At 44.1% G+C, this 26174-nt stretch carries 19 protein-coding genes and 2 pseudogenes; 6 read left to right on the forward strand and 15 right to left on the reverse strand.

All coding sequences use genetic code 11. From position 1 onward, the window contains the following. The 11 genes and pseudogenes from ACERC7_RS02265 to ACERC7_RS02315 form a co-directional block, all read right to left on the reverse strand. On the reverse strand, positions 1 to 5966 hold a 5966-nt coding region (locus tag ACERC7_RS02265), incomplete at its 3' end, for a glycoside hydrolase domain-containing protein (RefSeq protein ID WP_373666041.1). Between the two features lie 21 nt (positions 5967 to 5987). Continuing rightward, positions 5988 to 6089: pseudogene (locus tag ACERC7_RS02270) on the reverse strand (KxYKxGKxW signal peptide domain-containing protein); the annotation flags it as partial. A 203-nt stretch (positions 6090 to 6292) separates the two neighbouring features. Further along, positions 6293 to 6769: pseudogene (locus ACERC7_RS02275) on the reverse strand (GNAT family N-acetyltransferase). Positions 6770 to 6780: 11 nt separating this feature from the next. Beyond that, the gene (locus tag ACERC7_RS02280; RefSeq protein WP_373666011.1) at positions 6781 to 7350 is read right to left on the reverse strand and encodes a thymidine kinase; all 570 of its coding nucleotides are present in this window, start codon (positions 7348 to 7350) and stop codon (positions 6781 to 6783) included. Positions 7351 to 7453: 103 nt separating this feature from the next. Beyond that, positions 7454 to 7693: a KH domain-containing protein gene (locus ACERC7_RS02285; protein ID WP_373666012.1), complete on the reverse strand. Its 240-nt coding sequence runs from the start codon at positions 7691 to 7693 to the stop codon at positions 7454 to 7456. Positions 7694 to 7705: 12 nt separating this feature from the next. Then, a complete protein-coding gene (gene rpsP / locus ACERC7_RS02290; RefSeq protein WP_018368603.1) occupies positions 7706 to 7978 on the reverse strand; it encodes a 30S ribosomal protein S16 in 273 nt (90 codons plus the stop codon). Positions 7979 to 8103: 125 nt separating this feature from the next. Then, positions 8104 to 9363: an ABC transporter permease gene (locus tag ACERC7_RS02295; RefSeq protein ID WP_373658411.1), complete on the reverse strand. Its 1260-nt coding sequence runs from the start codon at positions 9361 to 9363 to the stop codon at positions 8104 to 8106. Positions 9364 to 9372: 9 nt separating this feature from the next. Beyond that, complete coding sequence (locus tag ACERC7_RS02300) at positions 9373 to 10068, reverse strand: ABC transporter ATP-binding protein (RefSeq protein WP_373660140.1); 696 nt, start codon at positions 10066 to 10068, stop codon at positions 9373 to 9375. Next, a complete protein-coding gene (locus tag ACERC7_RS02305) occupies positions 10055 to 11263 on the reverse strand; it encodes an efflux RND transporter periplasmic adaptor subunit (RefSeq protein ID WP_373660142.1) in 1209 nt (402 codons plus the stop codon). The genes ACERC7_RS02300 and ACERC7_RS02305 overlap by 14 nt, the downstream gene beginning before the upstream one ends. 112 nt (positions 11264 to 11375) lie before the next feature. Further along, the gene (rfbD, locus tag ACERC7_RS02310) at positions 11376 to 12227 is read right to left on the reverse strand and encodes a dTDP-4-dehydrorhamnose reductase (RefSeq protein ID WP_373658409.1); all 852 of its coding nucleotides are present in this window, start codon (positions 12225 to 12227) and stop codon (positions 11376 to 11378) included. Positions 12228 to 12282: 55 nt separating this feature from the next. Then, a complete protein-coding gene (locus ACERC7_RS02315; RefSeq protein ID WP_373658408.1) occupies positions 12283 to 13209 on the reverse strand; it encodes a glycosyltransferase family 2 protein in 927 nt (308 codons plus the stop codon). Between the two features lie 92 nt (positions 13210 to 13301). Here ACERC7_RS02315 and ACERC7_RS02320 point away from each other — a divergent pair, with 92 nt between their 5' ends. The 5 genes from ACERC7_RS02320 to ACERC7_RS02340 all read left to right on the forward strand — a co-directional run bounded on the left by ACERC7_RS02320 (position 13302) and on the right by ACERC7_RS02340 (position 19701). Continuing rightward, positions 13302 to 15014, forward strand: coding sequence for a hypothetical protein (locus ACERC7_RS02320; protein ID WP_373666013.1), 1713 nt, complete (start codon positions 13302 to 13304; stop codon positions 15012 to 15014). A 272-nt stretch (positions 15015 to 15286) separates the two neighbouring features. Then, positions 15287 to 16453 (forward strand): IS110 family transposase, encoded by a 1167-nt coding sequence (locus tag ACERC7_RS02325; protein ID WP_373666014.1) that lies wholly within the window; start codon positions 15287 to 15289, stop codon positions 16451 to 16453. Between the two features lie 132 nt (positions 16454 to 16585). Next, positions 16586 to 16951: a large conductance mechanosensitive channel protein MscL gene (gene mscL / locus ACERC7_RS02330; RefSeq protein ID WP_373658405.1), complete on the forward strand. Its 366-nt coding sequence runs from the start codon at positions 16586 to 16588 to the stop codon at positions 16949 to 16951. 301 nt (positions 16952 to 17252) lie between these two features. After that, on the forward strand, positions 17253 to 18422 hold the full coding sequence (locus tag ACERC7_RS02335) for a hydroxymethylglutaryl-CoA synthase (RefSeq protein ID WP_373666015.1): 1170 nt from the start codon (positions 17253 to 17255) through the stop codon (positions 18420 to 18422). 1 nt (position 18423) lies between these two features. Beyond that, positions 18424 to 19701, forward strand: a complete 1278-nt coding sequence (locus ACERC7_RS02340; RefSeq protein ID WP_373666016.1) for a hydroxymethylglutaryl-CoA reductase, degradative — start codon at positions 18424 to 18426, stop codon at positions 19699 to 19701. Between the two features lie 27 nt (positions 19702 to 19728). Here ACERC7_RS02340 and ACERC7_RS02345 read toward each other — a convergent pair whose 3' ends face one another. From ACERC7_RS02345 to ACERC7_RS02355, 3 genes are all read right to left on the reverse strand, one after another. Next, positions 19729 to 20724, reverse strand: a complete 996-nt coding sequence (locus ACERC7_RS02345; RefSeq protein ID WP_018368613.1) for a beta-methylgalactoside transporter — start codon at positions 20722 to 20724, stop codon at positions 19729 to 19731. A gap of 1 nt (position 20725) precedes the next feature. Beyond that, positions 20726 to 22249 (reverse strand): sugar ABC transporter ATP-binding protein, encoded by a 1524-nt coding sequence (locus ACERC7_RS02350; RefSeq protein WP_373666017.1) that lies wholly within the window; start codon positions 22247 to 22249, stop codon positions 20726 to 20728. Positions 22250 to 22369: 120 nt separating this feature from the next. Beyond that, positions 22370 to 23467, reverse strand: coding sequence for a galactose ABC transporter substrate-binding protein (locus tag ACERC7_RS02355; protein WP_373658401.1), 1098 nt, complete (start codon positions 23465 to 23467; stop codon positions 22370 to 22372). A 225-nt stretch (positions 23468 to 23692) separates the two neighbouring features. Here ACERC7_RS02355 and ACERC7_RS02360 point away from each other — a divergent pair, with 225 nt between their 5' ends. After that, positions 23693 to 24187 (forward strand): hypothetical protein, encoded by a 495-nt coding sequence (locus ACERC7_RS02360; RefSeq protein WP_373658400.1) that lies wholly within the window; start codon positions 23693 to 23695, stop codon positions 24185 to 24187. Between the two features lie 85 nt (positions 24188 to 24272). Here the strand turns inward: ACERC7_RS02360 and ACERC7_RS02365 are convergent, their stop codons facing one another. Further along, entirely contained in the window at positions 24273 to 26114 is a 1842-nt protein-coding gene (locus ACERC7_RS02365) for a bifunctional homocysteine S-methyltransferase/methylenetetrahydrofolate reductase (RefSeq protein WP_373666018.1), read from the reverse strand. Positions 26115 to 26174: the final 60 nt, after the last annotated feature.

Genomic DNA, 26174 nt, shown 5'->3' on the forward strand with positions numbered 1-26174 from the left:
TCAGTATCCTTAATCTGACGAGATGGTTGTATGGTATCAGGGGTAGTTGTGTTGTCGCCTTGGTTAGTATCGGTGTTATCACCTGAGTCGTTATCGGCGTTATCGTCTTGGCTGCCACCATTATTTTGGTCATCGCCTGGAATTGGGTTGGTATCAGTTGAATCGCTTGGTGTGCCTGAATCGCCCTGATTTACACCAGTGTTGCCGCCTTCATTGGTATCGATGTTACCATCTTCGTCAGTATCTACATCGCCTGGCTGACTATTAGAGTCTGAACTGTCTTGGTCAGCATCCGCAGTATCACCTGCGTTGGTATCCGTGTTACCGCCCTCGTTAGCATCGGCATTGCCACCTGCGTCGGTACCTGCGCTACCACCTTGGTCACCACCTGTGTTGCCATCTACATCGGTACCCGCGTTGTCGCCCTCGTTGGTATCGGTGTTACCATTTTGCTCATCGCTTGGTTTTTCAGGTAGCTGGTCTTCTTCGGCCACTTGTTGTTTTTTCTCCAGTTTAGCGAGAGCTTCTGTGATAGTTGAGATATAACCATCAACGATAGCTTGATCTGAGGCTTTTTTATCCAACTGAATAGCCGAAATGGCACTTTCCAGAGCAACTAAACTTTCGTCCGTATACATGGTGAGGTCTTCTGGGATACTCAATAGCAACTCTTGCAAGCGGCTGTAATCGGCTGGCTTGTATGTTAATCCCTCAATAGCTTGCTTAACAGAGGTCAGATAAGCATCTACTTCCGACTGTTGATGACGTTTTTTCTGCCAATCAATTGCTGACACAGCATTGACTAAACCAGTATAGCTCTCATCAGTGTAGTATCCTTTTGGCAGATCCTGAGGTAGCTGATTTAACACTTCTAAAAGTGGGAGATAATTGGCACGTAAGTGAGTTGCATTAGCTTCTGCAAAAGCAGTTACGAGACGATCAAATTTCTCTTTCTCAAATACCGCACTCGGATTATCTGCCCAAATAGCAACCATGCTACCAATTGTAGGTACACTACCAGCAGTTGTTCCTGGCACTTGATTTATTGGTGTCCGACCAATACGTTCCAAAGCACTTGCAAGGTTATAGCCTCCTTGGTCATCGCGTCCCAAAACGTAGTACCATGCATCGTTGGTGTTAATCAGATGATGTCCTTTTTTATTAAAGAAAGCAGGTTTTGCCACATCATAACCACTCCAACCAGATGTCCAATAAGAAATTAACAAATCCTTGTCAAAGCTACCGCTAGCTGTATGATTATTGTAATAAACACCGTCGTTAAACGCCATCGGCTTCAAACCAGCGGACTTGACAATACTTGATAAATCGTTAGCATAAATTATGAATTTATCATAATGCCCATCAGCTTGCAAACGATAAAAGCCTCTAGCATTTGTGGCATCGTTAGCATACTCATCTAATCCGATATTGAAAATACCTACTTTACCAGCAAAGAAGTCAACATATTTCTTAATCAATGCTTTGGTAAAATCAACTGCCTCTTGATTAGTTAAATCAATCGTCGTCTTAGATAGTTTTCCGCCAAAGCTATATTTAGGATTAGCTATGCCAAGACTAGCCATAGCTTCCAAAATAGTATCCATATGACCTGGGCTATTAATCGTCGGAATTATGTTAATTCGACGTGATGCTGCATAAGTAAGAATATCTAGCATTTCTGATTCTGTCAGAGCATTACCATTTGGATCATCATAATATACTTTGTTACCATTTTTAATTGCTACTTTGACAGCATCACTAGCATAGACTTGATTATTTACCTCAAGGGTCATGTCATCCAGTACAAAGCGCAGACCATCATTTCCAAGTAAAAGATGCAAATCAGTAAAGCCGAGTTCACTAATCTTATCAATCACTGATTTAATAATCTCAGGACTAAAGTATTTCCTTCCAGCGTCAAGAGAAACAATCTTCATATCCAACCAAGCTGCTGGCAAAGCTTCTTGTGGTAAATAAGGCAAAAGTAACTGCTTAATCTTTTCAGTAGCTATGTCCACTTCTACTTGCTGATTCCTAGTCTTATCTCGTGAAATAGAAGTCAATAGTTCTGTCAAGGCTTCTTGAACGCTTACTGGCAAGCGATCCAAATAATGCGAAGCTAAGTTCAATGCTTCATCAAATTGCTTGTAGTTAGCGTTGAAAACATCTGGATTACGGTCTGCAAAAGCTACTAACAGTTCATTCACTAATTCAGCTCTATAAGACATTCGGGGCTCGTCTGCCCAAGCTGCAACCATAGCTCCGATAACAGGTACTGTTCCTGTGGTATCACCTTGCAGTTTCGTATAAGGTGTTCGTTGAATACCACCTTTACCTTGATCTAAGTTGTACCAACCTTGCCCATTTCGATTACGACCAATAACGTAGTACCAGTCATCATTCGTATTGAGTAGCTTATGCCCTTTTTCATAGAGGAAGTTTGGTGTCGCAACGTTGTAACGGTTGTCTCCTTCTCCCCAACCAATCGTCCAGTAGGACACAATAATATCCTTATCAAAAGTTCCAGCTGTCGTGACATTATTGTGATAAATACCATCATTAAATGCCATTGGAACTAGTTGATGAGATTTGACAATCGCAGCAAGGTCATTTGCATAGCTAACAAACTTATCATACTCTCCACGCTCTTGCAACGTTTTGAAACCAAATTTAGGTTTGGTAATATCGTTAGCATACTCATCTAAACCGATATTAAAGATACTGGATTTTCCTGAGAAATAAGACGCATACTTATCAATCAAAGCCTTGGTAAAGTTAACAGCAAAATCATTGTTAAGATTGAGCGTTGTTAGAGAAGTTTTTCCATCATGCTTAAACTTGGCATCTGCAATGCCCAACTCCTCAATGGCAGTTACAATAGCATCCATATGCCCTGGACTATTGATTGTTGGGATGATGCGGATATTCTTGGACTGTGCATAGGCAAACAAACTATCCAATTCCGACTGCGTCAGAACTTGAGCATTATCACGAGAACGCTTGCTTTGTTCATAAGCTAAGTTCCCTCGTCTTAAGGCTTCTTTAACAGCTTCATTCGAATAAGTCTGCCCATTAGCTGATAGGCTCATGTCATCTAAGAAGAATCGCAAGCCATCATTTCCCAAAATCAAATGGAGATCCGTATAACCAATCTGACTCAAGGTATCAACAAGTTCTTTCAGGCTATCTAAATTAAAGTATTTTCGACCAGCATCCAATGAGAAAACTGTCATCGGCTTTTGGTTTTGCTCACTAGGTTGCTCTTGACTTATGGTTTGAGCAAGGAGTTGTGACTTATATTTGCTAATCACTTCACGAACTTTGTTAAAGACAGCTCTGACATCAGCTTCCACCTGGCGTTCCTGATTTACTCCAGTTGATTCCATAGCACCGTAGCGGTTACGACGACCTTCTGGGCGTCGCATATTGAGGACGAAGTGGTCAAGCTCCTCACCAGCCTCTGGAACCGTCGCTTTAATCCAACGTATTTTTTCAATCAGACGCTCGGCTTCTTTGATTTGTTCATAGCGTGGCGAAGTTCGTGGAGTCTTATCCGAACCTGTTTTATCCCCTGGGTAAATCAAGAAGGGGTCACCACTCTCCCACCACCAGTGATCTACAGTTTCCAGTGGTTCTTTAACCCATGCATCATAAGCCCAACGCAGATAGCCGTCAAGACCTAAGCTGTGGGCATACAGTAGCACCCAAGCAGCTTCCACAGGAGCACTTCGAGTGAAGGCATTTGGATACTGACCTACCATAGAATACATCGTTGTCGTCTGACCACGTTCACGACGTTCTTTAGCATATGAACGAAGAAGCTCTGGAGATGATTGTCGCGCTGGATTATCAATTTCTGTCATGCTAACAGAAATATCATCAATTTTATCCAATAATTCCTTCATTGCAGGTTCATAGTGGTCAATCGCTACACTGAGTTTCAGTGTTTTTCCGTCTTTGTTACGGTATTTAGAAAGTAAATCTAACACCTCTTTCATGACATCAGCAGGTCGCTCATCAAGGGCAATATAGGCCTTATCAAACCACCCCTTTTCATCCAAATGCGCAATATAAGCTGGTAAAAAAGCTCCCCAGGTCTCTTTCCACTGCTGACTACCTGGTGTTAAGCGTTGTGAACGTGGACGATTCTGCGCTTCATCAAAATAACCAACTCGGTTATCCCATGGTGCAATAGAGAATGATTTAATTTGTTGGTCAATACCCAATTCCATAGCCAAGCTAACGTATTTGTCAAAATGGTCAAAGTTAAATGTAAAACTACCATCTTCCTTTTTCGTCCATTTTACCATTGATGGGTACTTGTCATAGGTCTGGTTATTCCAAGGATCTTCGACAACCGTTGCAGTAATTGATTTTCCACCAACTTTTTGGTATTCGGACAATTGCTGACGTAAGATGGCTAAATGCTCTTCACCAAAAAGTTGCTCATCAGAAAGCCCATAATAGCGAGCCACCGTGTACGGATACTGCCATAATTCGACACTAAAGCGGTCAGTTTTTGGCTGCTCAAACGGCAAGACTTCAAAACTGTAAGGCACGACAATTGCTTCTTCAGCATTGGCTGCTTTATAAGTCAGACTACCAGTATAGACCCCTGCCTTAGCATCTTCAGGAACATCAATCGTTACCCAACTGCCTTTTAGGCTACGAGCAGGTATCGTGACACTCCCTGCCTTATCAATAATATCTGGCACCATCTCCCTCGGAGCATCTGGAATACGGAATTTATCCCCACCACGAGCAATATGAGCACTCGTTTCTCGAAGGAATCTTATCTTAACCTTATCAGATGAAATTATTCCACCTGTCGTCATAAAATCCGAAGCTGTTCCTGTCACTTCTTCCAAGTCATGATTCGCCGCTAGTAAAAGAACTTCTGCATTGATTTGATCATTTCGGAAAGCGAAGGGACGCTCTGAACGACTAGGAATATTTGTTCTGAGCTGATCATAATCTGTTTGCTTGTAGTGGTGTCCATTGCTCACCAAATGAGCTTCGAGATTAACCCTCTCTTCTGATGTCACCTCAACAGTGCGATGTACCTCAAACCGTCTAAGGTAAAATGAAGTATCTTGGGCTGGAACCAGTTTTATGACATGATTACCACTTAATAGGCTTGGTGTTGTATAAAGTAACTGATTTTGATTAGCCGGATCTTCATCGTCATCGCCATAGGCACTAAAGGAAGCAACCTTGCTCCCGTCGAGAAAAACATCAACCTGACCATTATAAGGTGCTTTATCGCCAAAGACATGAACTTGGTCCCCATTGAACCGTAAGGTAGCAGAAGGATTATCACCACCGAACAACACTTTGACATTGTCCGGATAATCAAACCAATCACCAGAGTACTTTATTTTACCTGATTCATCTTCTGCAGTTTCAGCCGTCGCCAAGATAACCTCTTTCTGCGACTCCGTTCTTGGTTTAACAGGCGATTCTTTTGGCTGTAAAGCTTGCAAAGCTGCTGTCAAAACCAAAACATAAGAGTCAACAAACTCCTGCTCTGACACAGGATGGTTCAGGCGAATACTAGCCAAAGCAGCCTTCAACTGATTCAAACTTTCCTCTGTATAGACATCTGTTTTTAACAATTCAACATTTGCACGTTCAACCAGCGGAAGTACAGCAGTATAATTCGCTTTCTCATCCGAAGTTTCCGTATTAATCGGTTGTAATTTGACAATAGCATCGTTGATTACTGTAATATAAGCATCTACCTCTGCTTGCTCAGAAGCTGGTTTGTCAAAAACAATCTGATTGACTACCTGATCCAGATAAGCCAAACTTTCTGGTGTATAGGCATCAGCTTTTAATAGTTCATTGACCGCTTTTTGAAGAACCTCAAAGACAGCAGAATAATCAGCAGTTTGTCTTGGGGTTATTTCTTCAGAGGTAAGAGAATTATTAAAAGTTGTATCTGCTACCTGAGCTTCAACAATCATAGTTGATAGGGGTAGAAAGGATATGGCTGTTAGTAACGTAAAACACCAACTTTTACCTCGTTTAAAAGTCCTATAACGAATTTTTTCTTGTTGCAAAGCACGAAAAAGAGACGTTTTCCTCATATTGTTCCGACCTCCTTAATAATATTGTTATCGTTTTCATTATATCAAAAAAACAGAACACCGTCAAGAAATTGGTGTCTTTTTATATAATAAGATTAAAAGTAAATCATAGATATTATACCTGTAATCATCTGTTAAGGTTGATACAGTGTTAAGGTATTTTATAATAGCTCGGTCAGAGATTGAACTTTTTCAAGATGTATTCACCTATTATTTAGCTGATACATCGCAACGATCTCACCTGCATAGGTTTCTCCTCTTTCGATAAAGCCATAGTGACGGTAGCAGGATCTGGCATGGTGATTTTCGGCTTCGTAAGAGAGTCAGATTGCAGCTCCTTCTCCAGCTGGATAGGATTTAATGTAGTTCACAATACTGTCCATCACAGGGATAAAGTAGCCTTTTCCTTGATAATTTTGATCAATCATCAAACGAAACAGCAGATAATTTCCAGGACTAATGGCTAAGTTGTCATCATAAACGATAAAGGTAAAGCCGATCAACAAATCCTGATTATAAATCGCTAGAGGAGCGACAAAATGACCAGCCTTTTGATAGACATAAGCCTCGGCAAAACTGATAGCGTTTGAGGCGACAAAAACTTCTTGTTCTTTTGTCACACTGAGACCAATAACGGACAAATAATTACTCAGTGTAATGTCTCTTAGATTAATGGACATCCTAGTTTTTCTCACATCTCTGGATTAAAATAATGCTTACGGCAAACAGGAATATAGGTTTCATTACCACCGATTTGGATTTGCTCACCTTCATAGACTGGCTTGCCATGCACCGTACGTAAAACCATGGTCGCTTTTTTGGAGCAATACTGGCAAATTGTCTTAATTTCATCAATCTTATCTGCTAAGAGCAAGAGGTATTTTGACCCTTCAAAGAGCTCATTACTAAAATCATTTTTAAGCCCAAAAGCCATGACAGGCACATGAAGATCATCGACCACACGAGCAAAGTCATAGACGTGCTGCTTGGTCAAGAACTGACTCTCATCAATCAAGACACAATAAGGTTTTTCAGGTAGATTTTCAATATAAGCATAGACGTCCATGTCATCTGTAATCGGCACCGCTTCACGCCGCATGCCAATCCGACTAGATACAACGCCAAATGCATCACGAACATCCAAGGCAGATGTCATAATAACAACAGGCTTGTTCTGCTCCTCGTAATTGTGGGCAACCTTGAGAATCTCAATTGTTTTACCAGAATTCATGGTGCCGTATTTATAGTATAACTGTGCCATCACAGCTCCCATCTAAATCTTTATTCTCCCTATTTTAACATAATTCACTCTTTTTTTCATCAAAAATCAGCCCAAGGATAAGAAAAAGCAGTTCCGATAGGAACTACTTTTCATCAATGACAAGTCTTACTTTTTTGCCTTGAGTTGGAACAGAATAGACAATCGTCCTTATCGCTGTAATCGTGCGACCTTTTCGACCAATGATACGACCAATATCCTGCTGATCCAAATCAAGGTGATACTCCAAGAATTCTGGTGTATCTTCAATCTTAATGCTAAAGGCGTCTGGTTGCGACAGTAAAGGCTCCACAATCGCAATAATAAGATTTTCTATTGTGTCCATAGGCTCAACCCATTATTTTGAAAATTTTTGCTCATGGAATTTTTGAAGAACCCCAGCTTTAGACAACAAGCTACGCACAGTGTCAGACGGTTGTGCACCATTTGCCAACCACTCAAGCACACGGTCTTCTTTGATGGTTACTTGATTCTCAGCCACAAGTGGGTTGTAAGTACCAACAGTTTCGATGAAACGACCATCACGTGGTGAACGTGAATCTGCAACATTGATACGATAGAAAGGTTTCTTCTTAGAACCCATACGTGTTAAACGGATTTTTACTGCCATTTTTAACTAATCTCTTTTCTATTTCTTTTTTGAGGTCAATAGCAGAGCTATAACCTTACTTTAACTATTCTACCATAAAATAATCAGGTGTCAAGAAAAAAACTTGACACCTTAAAAATATTTTTTTACTCATACCGTAGAGCTTCAATCGGATCCAACTTACTGGCTTTATTGGCTGGCAAGAGGCCAAATAGGACACCGATAAAGGCCGAAAAGAGCATGCTACCGATGGCAATCGGAAGAGAAACCGACACCGCTACACCGTCCAGCATGGCGCTAGCAGTCGCATTGGTGACACCGACGATGCCGTAAGCCATCAATAAACCAATCAAACCGCCCAACAGCGTTAACACCATAGCTTCAATCAAGAATTGCATCATGATATTGCCACGAGTAGCTCCTAAAGCCTTACGTAAGCCGATTTCCCGCGTCCGCTCTGTCACAGACACCAGCATGATGTTCATCACACCGATACCCCCAACAAGCAGAGAAATCCCTGCAATAGACCCGATAACTGCCGTCATAATTCCGTAAACTTGATTGATTTGTTCCGTAATCTGACTCAAATCAAAAATACTGTAACGTCCTTCTGTTACACCTGTCAATTGCGTCAATTGATCTGCGGCTGCTTGACCAATTTCAGAAGCTCTCGCCACATCCGACACATGGACGTAGATGCTTGATGCTTCGTCTAAACCGTACTCAGCAGCCAGCTGACTATTAGCCATCACCGCATTACCACCTGAATTAAAGGCAAACAAATCTGTTCCCGCATTAGGATCCTCATAGACTCCCACCACCAGATAAGATTTCTCACCTACAGAAACCACACGGTTGAGGGCTTCTTCGTTCGAGCCAAAGAGTTTGACAGCTAACTTGGTATCTAGCATCATGACACGGGCAAACTGGCGGTAGTCAGCCTTTTCAAACCGTCGACCTGCTAAAATATCATATTTTTTGACATCAAAATAAGTTTCATTTATCCCAGTGATGTTGACATTTTCAGCTTTTTTATTCCTGAACTCGACGGTGGATATGGTGTTATTTGTCAAATAGTAGTTATCCACCCCATCAACACGCTCAACCAGTTGCTGCATGAGCGAATCTGTAATCGGTGGTGGGGTTACAGGGACACTCTCAGTCGCCGTAAAAACTGAGAGACCAAAACTGATTTCGCCGTCTGCTTCCTCAGGTTTAGGTTCATAATAGATGTTGATGTCCTGCTTATCCTGTGAAAAACTGTTGGTGACAGACGTTTGCAGCCCATTTCCCAGTGCCATGATAACAACGACCGAAGCTACGCCGATGATAATCCCCAACATGGTAAGAAAGGAGCGTAGTTTGTGCCCTAAAATCGATGAGAGGGCAAATTTCCAATTTTCCATGAGACCTCCTTAACGATTTTGTCTATCTTCAGTAATTTCACCATCGCGTAGGACGATGACACGTTTAGCATAAGCTGCAATTTCTGGCTCATGAGTAACCATAACGATGGTTTTACCTTCATTATTTAAGGCTGTCAACAGTGCCATAATCTGCTCACCTGTTTTGGTATCCAGCGCACCTGTCGGCTCATCGGCTAAGATGATTGAAGGATTATTGACCAGAGCTCTTGCGATGGCAACCCGTTGTTTCTGACCACCTGATAATTCAGATGGCAAATGCTTCACACGATTCCCTAATTCTACTTTTTCAAGATAGCTTAGGGCCAATTCCTGTCTTTTGCTGCTAGGAACACCTGCATAGATAAGGGGTAACTCGACGTTTTGCAAAGCATCAAGTTTCGCTAAGAGAAAAAACTGCTGAAAAACAAAGCCAATTTCCTGATTACGCACCTGCGATTGTTCCTTTTCAGTGAGATCATCGACCTGGGTGCCATTGAGTTCATACTCACCTGAGGTCGGACGATCTAACAACCCAATGATATTCATCAGAGTTGATTTCCCCGATCCAGAAGGTCCCATAATGGCTAAAAATTCCCCCTCTTCCACGGTTAAATCAATCCCCTTTAACACCTGCAAGGCCTCATCACCATTGCGGTAGCTTTTCGTAATTTGATGAAGAGAAATCAGTTGTTTATTGCTTATCACTAGAGACCTCCGTTCCAAAGTCAGACAGGTCAATAACCTCCTCAGGTTTCAGTGTCTGACCATCCTTAAACTCTGGACTTGGGTTAGCGATGACCGTCTGTTCTGTTTCCAGACCTTCAGTGACTTCCTGATTGAGGGCATCAGAACGTCCTAGACTAACCGTCGCCTTTGACAATTTGCCGGTTGCCTTATCATAAATCCAAACGTAAGACTGTTCTCCCTCAGCGACGATGGCACCGGTCGGAACCAGCTTATTCACTGCCTTATTGGTCACTTCGATATTAACTTTAAAGCCTTGTTTTAAGCCTGTTGTCTCACCAGTAAAATTCACCTTAAATGGATAATTAGCTGAGTTTCCTGTACCTGCTGATGGGGTTGACGTCTCGCTTTCAGAAGGATAATTAGAGATGTAGCTGATTTTTCCTGACCAAGATTTATCAGGGAAAACTTTTGAGGTCAATTTGACGTCTTGATCAACAGCAGTTGTTGCTAAATCATATTCTGTAAGCATGCCTTCAACCTGCAGTTGTCCTTCACTAACAATGTGAACGACCACCTGTCCCCCTGTTTTTGACGGGTCAATGGAACGATTGACCTCGACAACCGTGCCTTCTACTTTACTCGTTTCAAGGAGTTTATCTAAGGCTTCCTTAGCCTTGTCGACATCCTGTTGCGCACTAGCATAGGCATCGTTTAAGTCAGCCAGCTGATTATCTGCACTTCGTTGGACTTCTGCCACATTGCTGCTAACGCTGCCGTCTTCGTTGACGGTTTCAGTTGCAGGCAAACCATAGGTCCTTAAATCGTAAATCTGACGACCGATTTTGTTGAGCGCACGGACGGCTTGATCGTAGGCTGCTTGAGCAGTTTTGGTGGAATATTGCACCAAGGGTTGACCAACTGTTACTTTATCACCAACATTGACATGAAATTCTGAAATCTCACCCTTACTGCTATCGAAGTAAAGTTTCTGCTCACTCAACGCCTTAACTGTCCCTGTGAGCAATTTAGAAGAGGCAATTGAACCTTCAGTGACTTGGGCAATCTGATAGGGCTCTACCATCTCTTGACCTTGCCCTGCTGATCCACGACCTAGCAGAAAGTATCCTCCTAAAACAGTCACTCCTATCAGACCTGCAACGATGCCCCATGTTTTTTTAGACATCTGAAAAGGGTTCTTTTTCTTTGTTGTCATAGCAACTCTCCTTTTGTGTGTTTTATTTAGGACAATTATAGGACGATACCCTCTTTTTGTCAAGTAAAAACCTTACCATTATATAAAAAACTGGGTTACCCCAGTTAAACGTTTACTTCACTTCTTGTTGATAAAAGGCTTCTAAAGCTTCTTGCCAGGTTGGAATGACAAATCCTGTCGCCTTAGTTTTCGCTAAGCTCATGGTTGAGTTGAGTGGACGCTTGGCCTTGGCTGGGAACTGGCTGGAGTCCACTGGCAAGACCTCAACGTCAGTATCTTTCAAAATTTCCTTTGCAAAATCATACCAGGTCGTATCCTCTGTCGCATCGTTGGAGAGGTGATAATAACCGTAAGGAATATTTTTTTCCACCGCGTAAACCATGAACTCAGCTAGCGTCCTTGTCCAAGTCGGACGACCGTGCTGGTCATTAACGACCGTTAACTGTGAACGGCTTTTGGCCAAGTTCTGCATGGTGAACACAAAGTTCTTCCCGTAATTACCAAACACCCAAGCCGTTCTAATGATATAGAATTTGCTAGCCAGCTGCTCAACAGCCTCCTCGCCCAAGCGCTTGGTCCGCCCGTACTCAGTTTGCGGGTCAGGCGTGTCTTGCTCCAGCCACTCCTCTCCGACTGGCTTTTGCCCATCAAAAACATAGTCTGTCGAGATGTAAATCAAGGTCACATCGTATTTATTCGCTGCTCTGGCGATGTTTTCTGTCCCTGTCACATTGACAGCATAGTTGAGTTCCTTGCCCTCGTCTTCTGCAGCATCGACCGCCGTATAGGCCGCACAGTGGTAAACCACACTTGGCTTGACGTCCGCAAAAACAGCATCCACTTGTTCCCACTTGGTGATGTCCATCTCCGCCACATCCACCGCTACATAAGTTTCTTGTCGTTCATCCAACAAATGGCAGAGTTCTGTCCCGAGTTGCCCTTTGACACCTGTTACTAAAATCATCAGATTATCTCCTTTAATTATCTTATTTTTATTTTACACTAAATTTAGGCAAACATCAGCCCTTTTCTTTAACAATATAAACAGGGCGTTTTTTGGTTTCAAGGAATATCTTGGCGATGTATTTCCCAATAATCCCTAAACAGAGCAACTGAATCCCTCCGATAAAGAGGATAATAGTGACCAAACTCGCCCAACCTGCCACAGGATCACCAAAGAGTAACTTCTTAAACACAACAGTAATAATCCCAACAATTGACAGCCCAAACGAGGAAACCCCAGCCCAAATCGCTAAGCTCAAAGGAGCATCGGAAAAGTTGATGAAACCATTAATAGAATACTTGAGCAAGCTCATAAAGTTCCAAGAGGTTTCCCCAGCTACCCGTTCACGGTTCTCATAGGAAATATAAGTCACGTCATAGCCGACCCAAGAAAAGAGACCTTTAGAAAATCGATTGACTTCGCCAAGTTCCAAGATGCTGTCAACCACCTGACGGGTCATGAGACGGAAATCACGCGCCCCATCAACCATCTCTGTCTCAGAGACCTTATTAATCAGGTAATAAAAGGTTTTAGCAAAAAAAGAACGAATCGGAGGCTCTCCTTTGCGGTCAGCTCGTCTAGTCCCCACTACATCGTAGCCTTGGTCAATCTTGTTCACCATTTCCACCAGAAGTTCAGGCGGATCCTGCAGATCAGCATCCATAACGGTCACCAAGTCCTCACAACACGCCTCGAGACCAGCCAAGAGCGCTGCTTCCTTACCAAAATTTCTCGAAAAGGACAGGTAGTGTACATTGGCAAACTGCCCAGCCAGCTCTCGCAAAAGAGCCAAGGTCTGGTCTTTTGAGCCATCATTGATAAAATAATAAGAAAACCGCACACGGTCAGCTAACTCTTGCTCTACCCGCTGACAGGTTGCTAGAAATGGGCGTAAGGTTTCTTGCTCGTTATAACAGGGCACGATGACAGCTAATGTTTTCATTGTCTGGTCTAACTTTCCTATGGTATAATAAAGGTTAACAATGCTTACAGTTAACCAATCAATCATCCTATTATACCATAGAAAGTTAAAACATGTGTAAAAAATTCTCTCCGTCTCTTTTCCCTCTACTCATTATCGTAGGATTTTCAGTCCTTCTTCTCTGGGCACAGATTGCCACTCAAGCGACTATTGTTGGATCAGATGCTATTTTCCACTACAATCGCTTTTATGACACCGCCATGCAATTAAAAACAGGGGAGTTTGATTACTTTATCAGCACCTTTGGTTACCAGCAATCAGGACGGATTGTCAATGCCTTGTACGGTCCTTTTTTTGCTTACCTGCAAGGCGGTCTTCTTCTCATCAGCGGCACATGGTTTAAGTATCAACTTCTGTCGCGTCTCTTGCTCAGTCTTATAGCAGGCAGTGGGATGTACCGCTTACTACGCCAAGCAAAAGTTGAACAATGGCTCTCTTTGGTACTAGCCTTATTTTTCTTGACAACATTCGCTGTTCAATACTGGAGCATCCGTCAAGGTTTTTCTAGCTGGGGTGTAACTTTCTTTCCTTGGTGTCTCTTGCCCGCTATCGCTGCCATCCAAACCAAACAGGTCAAGCCCCTAACCCTTGCTGTGGCAGTTGCTCTCATGCTGCAAATCCATACCTTGAGCACCTTGCTCCTCGTCCTGACTTTCATCCCATTTTTTGCCCATGCTTTTTTGACCAGTCCAAGAAAATGGTTTTTCCTGAAGCAGATGATGATAGCCATCGGTCTTTGTCTCCTGCTAATGGCTAATGTTTGGCTACCGCTCATTATTTTGGGACAAGCTAATGAGTTGATTCAACCCTTTATCAATAAGCGTCTACCTGAAAGCACTATTGACCGCAGCAGCATTGTCCTCTTGTTTCAACCTGTCGGACTAGCTTACTTACTGATGGCTCAGTTACCTCTGACTGTTCTAGCCATAAAGAAAAAGGCTTCACCTCTTTATCATCTGAGCCTTCTTGCCTTTCTCATCATGTTCGGTCTATCAAGTAGCTTATTCCCCTGGGACAGCCTGAGCGGAAAAAATATTAAACTAGTTGAGTTAATCCAGTTCCCTTTTCGCTTTTTCCTGATTGCCACACCTCTCTTTCTCCTTGTCTTTGGGCAAGGTCTAACCATTCTCAACCGATGGAAAAAAACGATTATCGGCTTTATCGCTTGTTTGACCCTAGCTGGCGCCTACCAAAATATTCAAGAAGAATATGATATCATTGCTAGCCAATATGAAACTGACACGCCTATTCAACTACGAAAACACACCAAGCTATTAGGCAGTGCTGACGAGGTCCGACAAAGTCTACACAGTGCTGACCTTGAAAGATTTTTAACCTTGGCCGTCAAATCAACCCCCGACTATCTCCCACTCTACCATCAGACCAAGGAGAACAGGTACAAACTCTACGAAAAACTCGTTATCGACCAACATCATCTGGTTGAAAAAACAAAGCAGAATGGGCAACTGCTACTATCTTGGACATCAGATGCTGAAAAAACGATTCACCTTCCTGTCATTATCTACTCTGGTACTCAAACAAAGCTCAATGGCCAAGCGCTTCATCTAACACCTGAGCAACTTAGTCCTATCGGTACACCGACAGTCATGTCTCAAGTTGGCGAGAATAATCTTGTCCTGACCTACCAGCCAAATAGCTCTCTTTATCCTGCTATTTGGGGCAGTTTGATTGGTTGGTTCGGTCTTGTCTGCTCAGCTATTCTCATGAAAATGAAAAACAAACCACAAACGAAAACGTTTTCCTAAAAATATCCTCGCAATCACTAAGCATATTTGTTGCTATTTCACGCTAAACTCTAAGCAGGCTTAGCCTGCTAACCCATGACAGAAAATAATTCTTACTTTATACTATAAGGGAACAATACAAATCCGTGGTCTTTAATAGGGCTTTACCTAGCCTGTACGCCAAACTGGATGAATAAGAGTCATGAGATAACTCGATTATGCCTTGAGTGTGGAAATAAAATGACTAAAAGCCTCTTATTCAATTGTTCAAAAAAGAATAAGAGGCTTTTTCTATGGAAATAATGATTGAAACCTGTTGTGGCATTGATGTCCATCAGAAATCTATCGTTTGTTGTATCTTAGACGGTCCACTTGATACCAACAAACCTAAGAAAATCCAAAAGACATTTGGAACAACGACCGTGGCTCTTCAGAATGCCCTAGCTTGGCTTGAGGAAAATCAGGTGACTCATGTGTTCTTTGAATCCACTGGTCAGTACTGGGTGCCATTGTTCAATCTCTTCTCTGATTCTGAGTTGACCTTAGTTCTAGCCAATCCACAGCACATCAAGAATGTGCCTGGTCGTAAAACTGATGTCAAGGATGCCGAATGGATTGCCCAACTGGAGCGGTGTGGCCTGATTGCACCCTCTTATATCCCAAGTCCTGAAGTTATGCAGTTACGATTACTCACTCGTCGCAGACGGTCTTATAAGCAGCGTCAAACACAAGTGAAAAACGAGATGCACAACCTCCTGCAACGGGCTAATATCAAATTGACCAGCTACCTGTCCGACATCTTCTCTAAGACTGGACAAGCACTCTTAACCTTATTTATCAACGGTCAGACCATTGATGTGGCTACGGTTTCCTCTTGCATTCATAAACAGGTTAAGGCAAGTCCAGAGGAGCTCGTTGAGACCATGAATGGGAAATTGTCCCTAGAAGACCAATTTCTGTTAGACCAAAGTTTAGAAGAATATAGGCTGTATCAAACATTGATGACCACATTAGACAAAGAGATTCAGGCTTATATTCAAAAGCATTTCCCCGAGGAAAATAAACGTCTTCAAACCATTTCTGGCGTGAGTGAAGCTTGTGCGGCAGTTATATTAGCTGAGATTGGACCAAGTATCGAAGCATTTGAGACCGATGCCCACTTGGCTTCTTGGGCAGGTCTCTGTCCTGGTTCTTATGAAAGTGCTGGGAAGAATAAATCTTCGCATATCACACAGGGAAATCGTTACATTAAACACGCTCTAACCTTAGCAGGGCTGACTGCCGGACGGTCTAAAGACCCAGCTTTTTCATCCTTCTATCACCGAATTTCCCAAAGAGGAAGCAAGATGAAAGCAGTCATTGCCTGTGCACATAAGCTACTCAGAATCATCTACAAATTACTCGCCACACAACAAAACTATCAACAAGAAAAGGCGTTAGGGCTGAGGCAACAGTTCTAACACCTAAAGTTTTTTAAAAATTCCAATTCCAGTATAACACAGGGAGTGACTTTTTGCGCTTTTTTACTGTATATTTTCAAATAAAAAAGGGTATACTCGTTAGGTAAAAAAATTGAAAAGGAGTTTCTTTACATGTTTAAAGAATTAAAAGCATTTTTGTTCAAAGGCGATGTCCTTAACCTTGCAGTAGCAGTTAGCATCGGTGCAGCCTTCAAAGCCATCATTGACTCACTGATTGAAAATGTTATCACCCCTCTTATCCTTAACCCAGCCCTCAAAGCTGCTGGTGTTGAGAAAATCGCTCAACTTTCTTGGAGCGGTGTTGCCTACGGTTCATTCTTGAGCGCTGTAATTAACTTCTTGGTTGTTGGTACGATTCTCTTCTTCATCGTTAAAGCAGCTGAAAAAGCACTGCCTAAAAAAGAAGAGGCACCTGCTGGTCCAACTCAAGAAGAACTCTTGATTGAAATTCGTGACTTGTTGAAAAAACAAGCCTAAAATTAATACTAAAGATTCGGAAAGGTTAAGTGGTCAAACGACCGCTCAGCTGCCGAGTCTTTTTTTTATAAAACGCTTTTTATAGTTCTAAATCAAACAAAGAGTGGTCACTGTTTTTTCTCCAACTGACTAATATGTTTAGCTAGCACAGACCATAATCTCATCTAAAGACAGACTTCTTTTCCCCATAGCCCTCCATCTCCAGACCGATTTCCGTCAAAAACGGAGCTTTTCCAGCCTATTCTAGCTAAAATATGATAGAATAAGAAAGCATGACATTTTACAGAAAAAGGAAACTATTATGACTATCGGAATTGACCGCATCGGTTTTGCGACCAGCCAATACCGTCTTTCTCTGGAAGACCTTGCTCAGGCACGTGGTGTCGAACCTGCTAAATTTACCAAAGGACTGATGCTGGACAGCATGAGCATCACACCTATCACCGAGGACATCGTGACCATGGCAGCCTCTGCAGCCAGTCAAATCCTGACTGATGAAGATAGAGAAACCATCGACCTGATTATCTTTGCGACCGAGACTGGCATTGACCAGAGTAAGGCAGCCAGTGTCTTCCTGCACGGGCTCTTGGGCATCCAACCCTTTGCTCGCTCCATCGAGATGAAAGAGGCTTGTTATGCCGCCACAGCGGGCCTGGACTATGCCAAGCGCCACGTGGAAAAATTCCCAGACCGTCGCGTCCTCGTCATCGCCAGTGACATCGCCAAATACGGCATTGCCTCAGGTGGTGAAGCGACCCAGGGAGCAGGGGCGCTTGCCCTCATCATCAGTAGCAACCCTCGTACCCTCATCCTCAACGATGATAATCTGGCACAAACCCGCGACATCATGGACTTCTGGCGGCCCAACTACTCAACGACCCCTTACGTCCAAGGCGCTTTCTCGACCCAGCAGTACCTGGACTGCCTGACCACAACTTGGGCTGAGCACCAAAAACGCTTTGGCACCTCACTCGACCAGCTGGCGGCCTTCTGCTTCCACGTGCCCTTCCCTAAACTAGCCAAAAAAGGGCTGGACAGCCTCATGACAGATGACCTCACAGAGACCGATCGCGACCGTCTGACCAGCAACTTTGACGCTGCCATCACCTACAACCGCCAGATTGGCAACATCTATACAGGATCCCTCTACCTCTCCTTGCTCTCTCTTTTGGAAAATAGCAGAGCTTTACAGGCAGGTGACCAGATTGGTCTCTTTAGCTACGGTTCTGGAGCGGTCTGTGAGATTTTCACGGCGACTGTCGTTGACGGTTTTGAGCAGCACTTACGGACAGATCGTCAGGCTGAACTGGATTTGCGCACCCCGATTTCGGTCGATACCTACGAAGCCCTCTTCTATGAAGAAGCTCAGCTCGATGAGACAGGCTCAACCAGCTTTAAGACCTATCAGACAGGTGCCTATGCCCTAACAGCCATTGACCGGCACAAACGAATTTATCATAAGGTAAACTAAGATGAGCATATGGACAGGATTTTACAAGAAAAGCCGTGAGGAACGCTTGGCTATTCTCCAAAAAGAAGAGCTCCTAAGCCCAGAACGGCTCAATCAGTTAGCAACCAACCAACAACTGCCTTTAGAGGTCGCCGACCAGATGGTGGAAAATCTGCTAGGCACTCTGAGCCTCCCCTTAGCGCTAGTCCCTGATGTGCTAATAGACGGCAAGGTCTACCAAGTGCCCTTTGCCACCGAAGAGCCGTCTGTCGTTGCAGCAGCCAGCTTTGCCAGCAAGATCGTCAAGCGCTCTGGTGGCTTTACCACAACCGTCCACAAGCGCCACATGATTGGGCAAGTGGCCCTCTATGATGTGCCAGATATGCTAGCAGCACAGACAGCCATCTTAGACCAGACTGACCAGCTACTGGAACTGGCCAATGCCGCCCATCCCTCCATCGTCAAACGAGGTGGCGGTGCCAGAACCCTCCGTGTTGAGGTCGTGGAAAACACCACACCACTGCTGGTTGCCTATCTGGAAGTTGAACCTCAAGAAGCCATGGGCGCCAATATGGTCAATACCATGTGCGAAGCCCTTGCCCCTGTCTTGGAAGAACTGACACAGGGCAAACGATTGATGGCTATCCTATCCAACTATGCCACTGAGAGTTTGGTCACAGCAACCTGTGCGATTGATCTGCGCCTGCTCAGCCGAAACACGGCAGAAGGTCTAGACCTGGCTGAAAAGATTGCACTGGCCAGCCAATTCGCCCAAGCTGACCCCTACCGTGCCAGCACACATAATAAGGGAATCTTTAACGGTATTGATGCGGTGGTCTTGGCGACAGGTAACGATTGGCGAGCCATTGAAGCCGGCGGCCATGCCTACGCCAGTCGCGATGGCCAGTACAGAGGTCTGGCAAGATGGACTCTTAGCGAGGATAAGACCCAGCTGCTTGGTCAGCTGACTTTACCCATGCCTATCGCTACTAAGGGCGGCTCGATTGGGCTTAACCCCAGTGTTCAGGTTGCCCATGACCTCCTTGGGCAACCGACCGCCAAGGAACTGGCTCGGGTTATCGTCGCTATCGGTCTGGCACAGAACTTGGCAGCCCTAAAGGCGCTGACCTCAACAGGCATTCAGGCTGGGCACATGAAACTCCACGCCAAATCCCTAGCCCTGCTGGCAGGGGCTAGCTCTGCTGAGACTGACCGTGTGGTCAAGGAACTCCTGAGTGCCCAGCACATGAATCTGGAAACAGCAACCGCTATCTTACAAAACATAAGACAAGAAAACTGATTGAGCTTTAGCCCAATCAGTTTTTGTTTAGCGACGCACCATGGTTTTGCGAATATCGAGCGCCACAGCAACGATAATCACAAGTCCTTGGATAACGTTGGTCATATCTGGTGATACACCAAGATAGGTCAAGCAGACTTTGAGAAGCTCAAAGACGAATACACCAAGGAGAATGCCTGGTACCGTTCCCTGACCACCAGCGGTAGACACACCACCAATCGTCGCCGAAGCGATAGCGTCAAGTTCATATCCGAAACCAGCCCCTGCACCAGCAGAACCTGTCTTAGCAGTCAAGAGGAAACCAGCTAGACCGTAGAGGAGGCCTGCCAAGAGGAAAATTTTGATTTTTGATAGGCGGACATTGACACCTGATACCTCAGCAGCATGTTCGTTGCCACCGATCGCGTACATGTACTTACCGTAACGGGTCTTGTTGTAAAGCACCCACATGCCTAGACCAACCAGAGCAGCAATGACTGTGATGTAAGGCACAACACCAAACAATTTGCCTTGTCCCAAATTAACAAATTCATTTTTGAACGTTCCGATTGGTTTACTTTGAGAGTAAATCAAGACTAAACCATAGGTCATGATTTGGGTACCAAGTGTCGCTAGGAAGGGTGGAACGTTGAGGAATGAGATAATTGTCCCGTTAAACAGACCGAGCAAAGCACCGACAAGAAGCGCTGCAATGAGGGGCACAATCATTGGCAAATCAGGCAGATTTGGGAAGAACTTCCCAACAAAGTCAGGTTTTTGCACCAAGGTTGCTGTGATGATGGCTGTCAAACCAACAATACGACCAGCTGAAAGGTCAGTACCTCGGGTAATCAAACACCCTGAAATCCCTAAAGCGATGATAAACCGCACAGAAGTATTGGCCATGATATTGGCAGCATTTCCTAGTGTAAAGAAATTATCTTTCGTCAAACCTGTGTAGAGAATCATCACAGCAACAACGATATACATGGAATTCTTGGTCAAAAAGTCGCCAAGATTAAAGTTTTTTTTGGTGTCAGACATCTTATTCTCCTTCCTGTTCACTCACCATAAATTTGGTAGCAAGTGTCATCACTGATTCTTGTGTCGCCTCATCACGGTCAAGGAAACCTGAAACTCGCCCTTCACACATGACCATGATACGATCTGATACGCCTAGCAATTCAGACATTTCAGAAGTAATCATGATGATGGCTTTTCCTTCAGCTGCTAGATTATTGATAATCTGATAAATCTCATACTTGGCCCCAACGTCAATACCACGTGTCGGCTCATCCAAAATCAGAATATCAGGGTTATTAGCCAGCCAACGTGCTAAAATCACCTTCTGTTGGTTACCGCCAGACAGGCTACCAATTTGCGTCTTATTGCTCGGTGTTTTAACCCTTAGGCGCGATACATTGCTATCAACAACTTCATTCATCTTCTGCTCATTGAGCAAACCAAAGCCTCCAACATACTGTTTAAGGGCTGCGATAGAGGCATTATCAGTGATTGATAAGACACCAAAAATCCCGTTGTAGCGACGGTCTTCTGTCACCAGAGCGATTTTATTGGCAATGGCATCCGCTGGTTTCTTGATGGTAACTGGTTTACCATGCACAGAAACCTCACCTCGCTCCAGCACCCTCAAGCCATACAGAGCTTCCATAAGCTCTGTCCGTTGCGCACCAACCAAGCCACCGATGCCTAAAATCTCACCCTTGTAAAGCTCAAAACTTGCGTCTTTGAAAGATAGAGGATTAGGAGAAGTCAATCCATCAGCCCTTAAAATCACCTCATCAGACACCACATTAGTTTTCGGTGGAAAGAGACTGGTCAGCTCACGTCCAACCATGTTTTGGATAATCTTAGCCGTGGTCATCTCACTAGCAGGCCAAGTTCCCACGTACTGACCATCGCGCATGATGGAGATGTCATCTGAAATTCGTAAGATTTCATCCATTTTATGGGAGATATAGATAATCCCGATGTTTTTCGCTTTTAGACTATCAATGATTTCAAATAATTTCTCCACTTCAGAGCTCGTTAATGATGAGGTTGGTTCATCCATGATGACGATTTTGGCATTGTGTGAGATTGCCTTGGCAATTTCGACAGATTGCATTTGGGAAACCGTCAATTCATTCAGCAAGGTTTTGGGGTCAATATAAAGCCCGACCTCGTTGAGAAGCGTTTTGGTCTCTTCGTTCATCTTAGCATGATCAACCAAGTTGAATTTGCCCAAAGGATAATTGCCCAAAAAGACATTTTCTGCGATGGTCATCATACGAATCGGTTGAAGTTCTTGATGGATCATCGAAATCCCAGCATCAATTGCCTCCTTGGACTCCTTGAAATCAACCTCTTTCCCATCAAAAATAATCTTTCCACCATCACGATGATAAATCCCAAACAGACATTTCATCAAGGTTGACTTGCCTGCACCATTTTCTCCCATTAGTGCATGCACTGTTCCTGGTCGGAGCTTGAAGGTCACGTTATCTAAAGCCTTGACCCCAGGGAATGTTTTGGTAATATTCGTCATTTCTAAAATATAATCACTCATTCACCATGTCTCTCTTTCTATTTTGACAAAAATGTGTCCCCACGCGACAGACAACGGACTGGCCAGCAGGCACGTGAGAACACACTGTTCATGAAATTGGGTTACTCTTTAGATGATTAATTAGTTGCTGTTCTTTTCACTTTTTGCACGTTCTTCGTAGCGTGCTTTGGCTTCCTTAGTTGTTTCTGTTTTGGCTTCTGCAGCTTTTAATTCTGCATCAGCTGCCTTAGTCACTTTAACATAGTTGACCCAGTAGTAAGAAGAAACATCTTCGCCCTTCATCAATTTCACAGCTACATCTGCTGCTGTATGAGATTGGTTGTAATGGTCGTTAAGCACTGTACCAGTCAACTCACCTTTTTCAAGGAGCTCCATAGCATCTGGAATAGCATCAACACCGACCACCAGAATATCCTTACCAACAGTCCGTCCTGCAGCCTTGATGGCTGTTACTGCACCGACAGCCATGCCATCGTTGTTAGCAAAAACAACTTCAAGTTTATCACCAAATTGCTCAAGAGCAGTTGCGGTCACTTCTTGACCTTTTGCAGTATCCCAGTTTGCCAAGTATGGTTCCGCTAGAGCTTCACGCTTAATGCCTGCATCGTCAAGGGCTTTAACAGAGTAAGCTGTTCGCTGTTGAGCGTCAACGTTTGCTGGGTCTCCAAAGAGTGTAATGTAGTTAACCTTACCGTCACCGTTGATATCACCCTTACTGTCTGTGGCAGCAATGATTTCACCTTGATAAGTTCCTGACTGGGTCGCATCCGCACCAACATAAGTTGTTTTGCCTTCCCAAATTTCAAGTTCCTCTACCTCTGGTTCACGGTTGATGAGAACAACTGGAATCTCAGCAGACTTAGCTTGATTGATGATGCTACCTGCAGCAGTTGGGTCAACAAGGTTAGCTAAAATCACATCTTTGCCTTGAGCGATAAAGTTATTGATTTGCTCAGTTTGGGTAGCCTGGTCTTGCTTACCATCTTGGATATCTAAGACATACTTGTCACCGGTTTCTTCGCTAAGCTTGTTGAAATAAGTTTCCAACTCCTCGCGATAAAGGGTCATAAAGTTGTCGTCAAATTTATAGATAGCAACACCGACCTGATAGGTTTTACCTGAACCACCACCAGAAGCATCTGAACCACCGCCATTACCACAAGCAGCTAAGGCAAGAACTGAGGCTGAGAGAGCTAAAAACTTCAAACTTTTTTTCATTTATTAAACATTCCTTTCTAAATGTTAAGAGTAACCAATTTTTTGAAATAGCTGTAAGCGATTTCGTTTACTCTTATATAGTAAACTTTTACTAAATATTTGTCAAGAGTTTTTATTGTTTTTTTGAAAAAATTTTGCAGATCTGATGTTAAGAGATTTTTTAGATACCTTGATTTTTTATCGCATTCATGTTATATTACTAACATAAGAAAAGGAGGAATTAACATGATTTCATTAGAAAAAATACGTCAAAGTCTAAAATCTTTGAACCTAGCCATTATCATCGTCAACATCATCTTCGCTGCGATTACTGTTTTACTCGTTGCGTTGGCGGCTTTTGGATTTAGCGCGATGAACAATCCAGAGTACCAAGCACAAATCCAGTCTCAGCTGACACCCGAACAATTAGCTGCTATCCAAAATTCGAATCCTGCCTTGGAACTTGCTGCAACAGGCTTGGTCGCTTTAGCTTATTTGGTTGTTTTTGTCCTTGCTTTCTTAAATCGTAAGAAAATCGATGCCAACCAGCCTAGTTTGTTGCCTTACTATGTCGGTATCAGTGGTGTAATTTACAACTTCCTTACTTATGTTATCCAAGGTGTTGCCCCATCTATTTTTGCGATTGTTGTTCAGGGTGGGCTCTTGGCTTTGTACATTTTCAGTATCCAAAAAGCTAAACTGCTCCTGAATAACAGCACAAGCCATGCTGACATTAGCTAAATCACATTAAAATAACCATTTCCTAACTAGATAAAACCCAGAAACACGTACTGATTCGTGTCTCTGGGTTTTTTAGTTTTCTAAACTAGACGTTTTGGTATCCTTTAACATATTCTGCCAGCTGGCAGGTGAGGTCATGGCGCATAAAAGGCGTAATCAGGTAAATTCCCTTGAAACCTAGTTCCAGCGCCTTGTCAATCAGTGCCTTACTTTCTGCCAGTCCGATAGCTTCGCAGGCTTGCTTGTCCTCCTTGACGGCTTCTAGTCGCACAAGAAAGTCTTCCGAGAGGCTGATGCCTGGCACTTCGTTATGGAGAAAGAGGGCATTGTTATAGGTGACAATAGGCATAATCCCAATAAAGAAGGGCTGGTTATAAGGTGCTGTCAGCTCTGCCATTTCTTCCAAAATCGCCGAGCTGTAAATGGGCTGGGTGATAAAATAGTCGGCACCTGCCGCAATTTTTTTCTCAATCAGACGATGGGAACGAGACAGATTCTTGATATTGGGGTTAAAGGCTGCCGCGACCGTAAAATTGGTCGGCTTGCGCAGGCTAGCACCGCTGTGGCTCTGACCTTGGTTGAGCTGTTTGATTAGGCTCAGCAGTTTGAAACTGGTAAAATCATAAACGCTGGTCGCCCCAGGGAAATCCCCCATTTTAGAGGGGTCACCGGTCACCGCCAGCACATTATCAATGCCCAGGACATCCATCCCCAGCAACCGCGACTGGAGACCGATCATGTTATGGTCACGGCAAGCCATGTGAAGGAGGAAGGGCGTGTCCACCTGCTCCTTGAGCAGAGCTGCCAGACTGAGGTTGCAAACCCTCGTGCTGGCTAGGGAATTATCCGCCAGCGTGATTGCAGCTAAACCAGCCTGATCCAGAGCCTTGACACCAGCGATAAACTTAGTCAAATCAAGGGTTTTGGGTGGGTCAATCTCCGCAATAACCGTCACGCCAGCCTTTACGTGATCAACCAAAGTCGGTCCACTAGAGGTCGTCGGGAGCAAGTGCACCGCTTGCCGCTCCTCCTTGACGATTTTTTTAGTAATTGGTGCCAGACCTTTCAAAGCCTTTTTAGCAGCTCGGATATGGTCTGGTGTTGTGCCACAGCAGCCACCGATTAGCCGCGCTCCTTCAGCGACAAAGAGACGACTAATCTGCCCAAAATAATCGGCATTCTGACGGAAACTGTACTGACTGCCCTCTCCCTCTTCTTGCAGGGCGAGGAGACTGGCATTGGGATACACAGACAGGTAGGACTGGGCAAAGAGGGGAAGCTGTTCCAGCGACTGCAACATGTGGTAGGGGCCTAAATGGCAGTTAAGACCAACCACATCTGCTCCCAGATTAGTCAACTGACTAAGCACCTCCACGACAGGCTTGCCATTAGCTGTCAGTCCCACCTCTTGTAAGCTGACATTGGTCACCAAGGGCAGGTCGGTCAAGGGGCGCAGCGCTTTGACTACTGCTAAAAGCTCCTCCGTATCATGATAGGTTTCCAGCAAGAGCCCGTCCAGCTGATTGGTTGCAAGTAAGGACTCGGCCTGCTCCAAGGTTTCCTTGACAATTGCCTCCAAACTCAATTCGCAGTGCCGAAGTCCCCGAAACGCACCAATGGTTCCCAAGACAAGGGTCGTCTCCCCAGCTGCCTGCCTGGCCAATCTGACAGCCGCTTGATTGATTGCGACCATCTGGTCTGCCAAACCATAGGCGGCCAATCGATGTCGCTTGACCCCGTAAGTATTGGTCTGGATGACATCTGCTCCTGCCTCGATATAGGCCCTGTGGATGGACAGGATTTTCTCAGGATGAGTCAGGTTGTAGGCTTCGTGACAGGTGTCCAAGCCATCCACGTAGAGCAGGGTTCCCATGGCCCCGTCTGCCACCAAAACCTCTCTGTTTAAGCGTTCTAATAATCTTGTCATATCATCTATTTTCTATTTTTTTGACAAAAGGCAGAGCACCGCTGCCCTGCCCACTGTGAG

This window comes from Streptococcus sp. E17BB (genome assembly GCF_041807725.1).
In the GTDB taxonomy this organism is placed as follows: domain Bacteria; phylum Bacillota; class Bacilli; order Lactobacillales; family Streptococcaceae; genus Streptococcus; species Streptococcus entericus.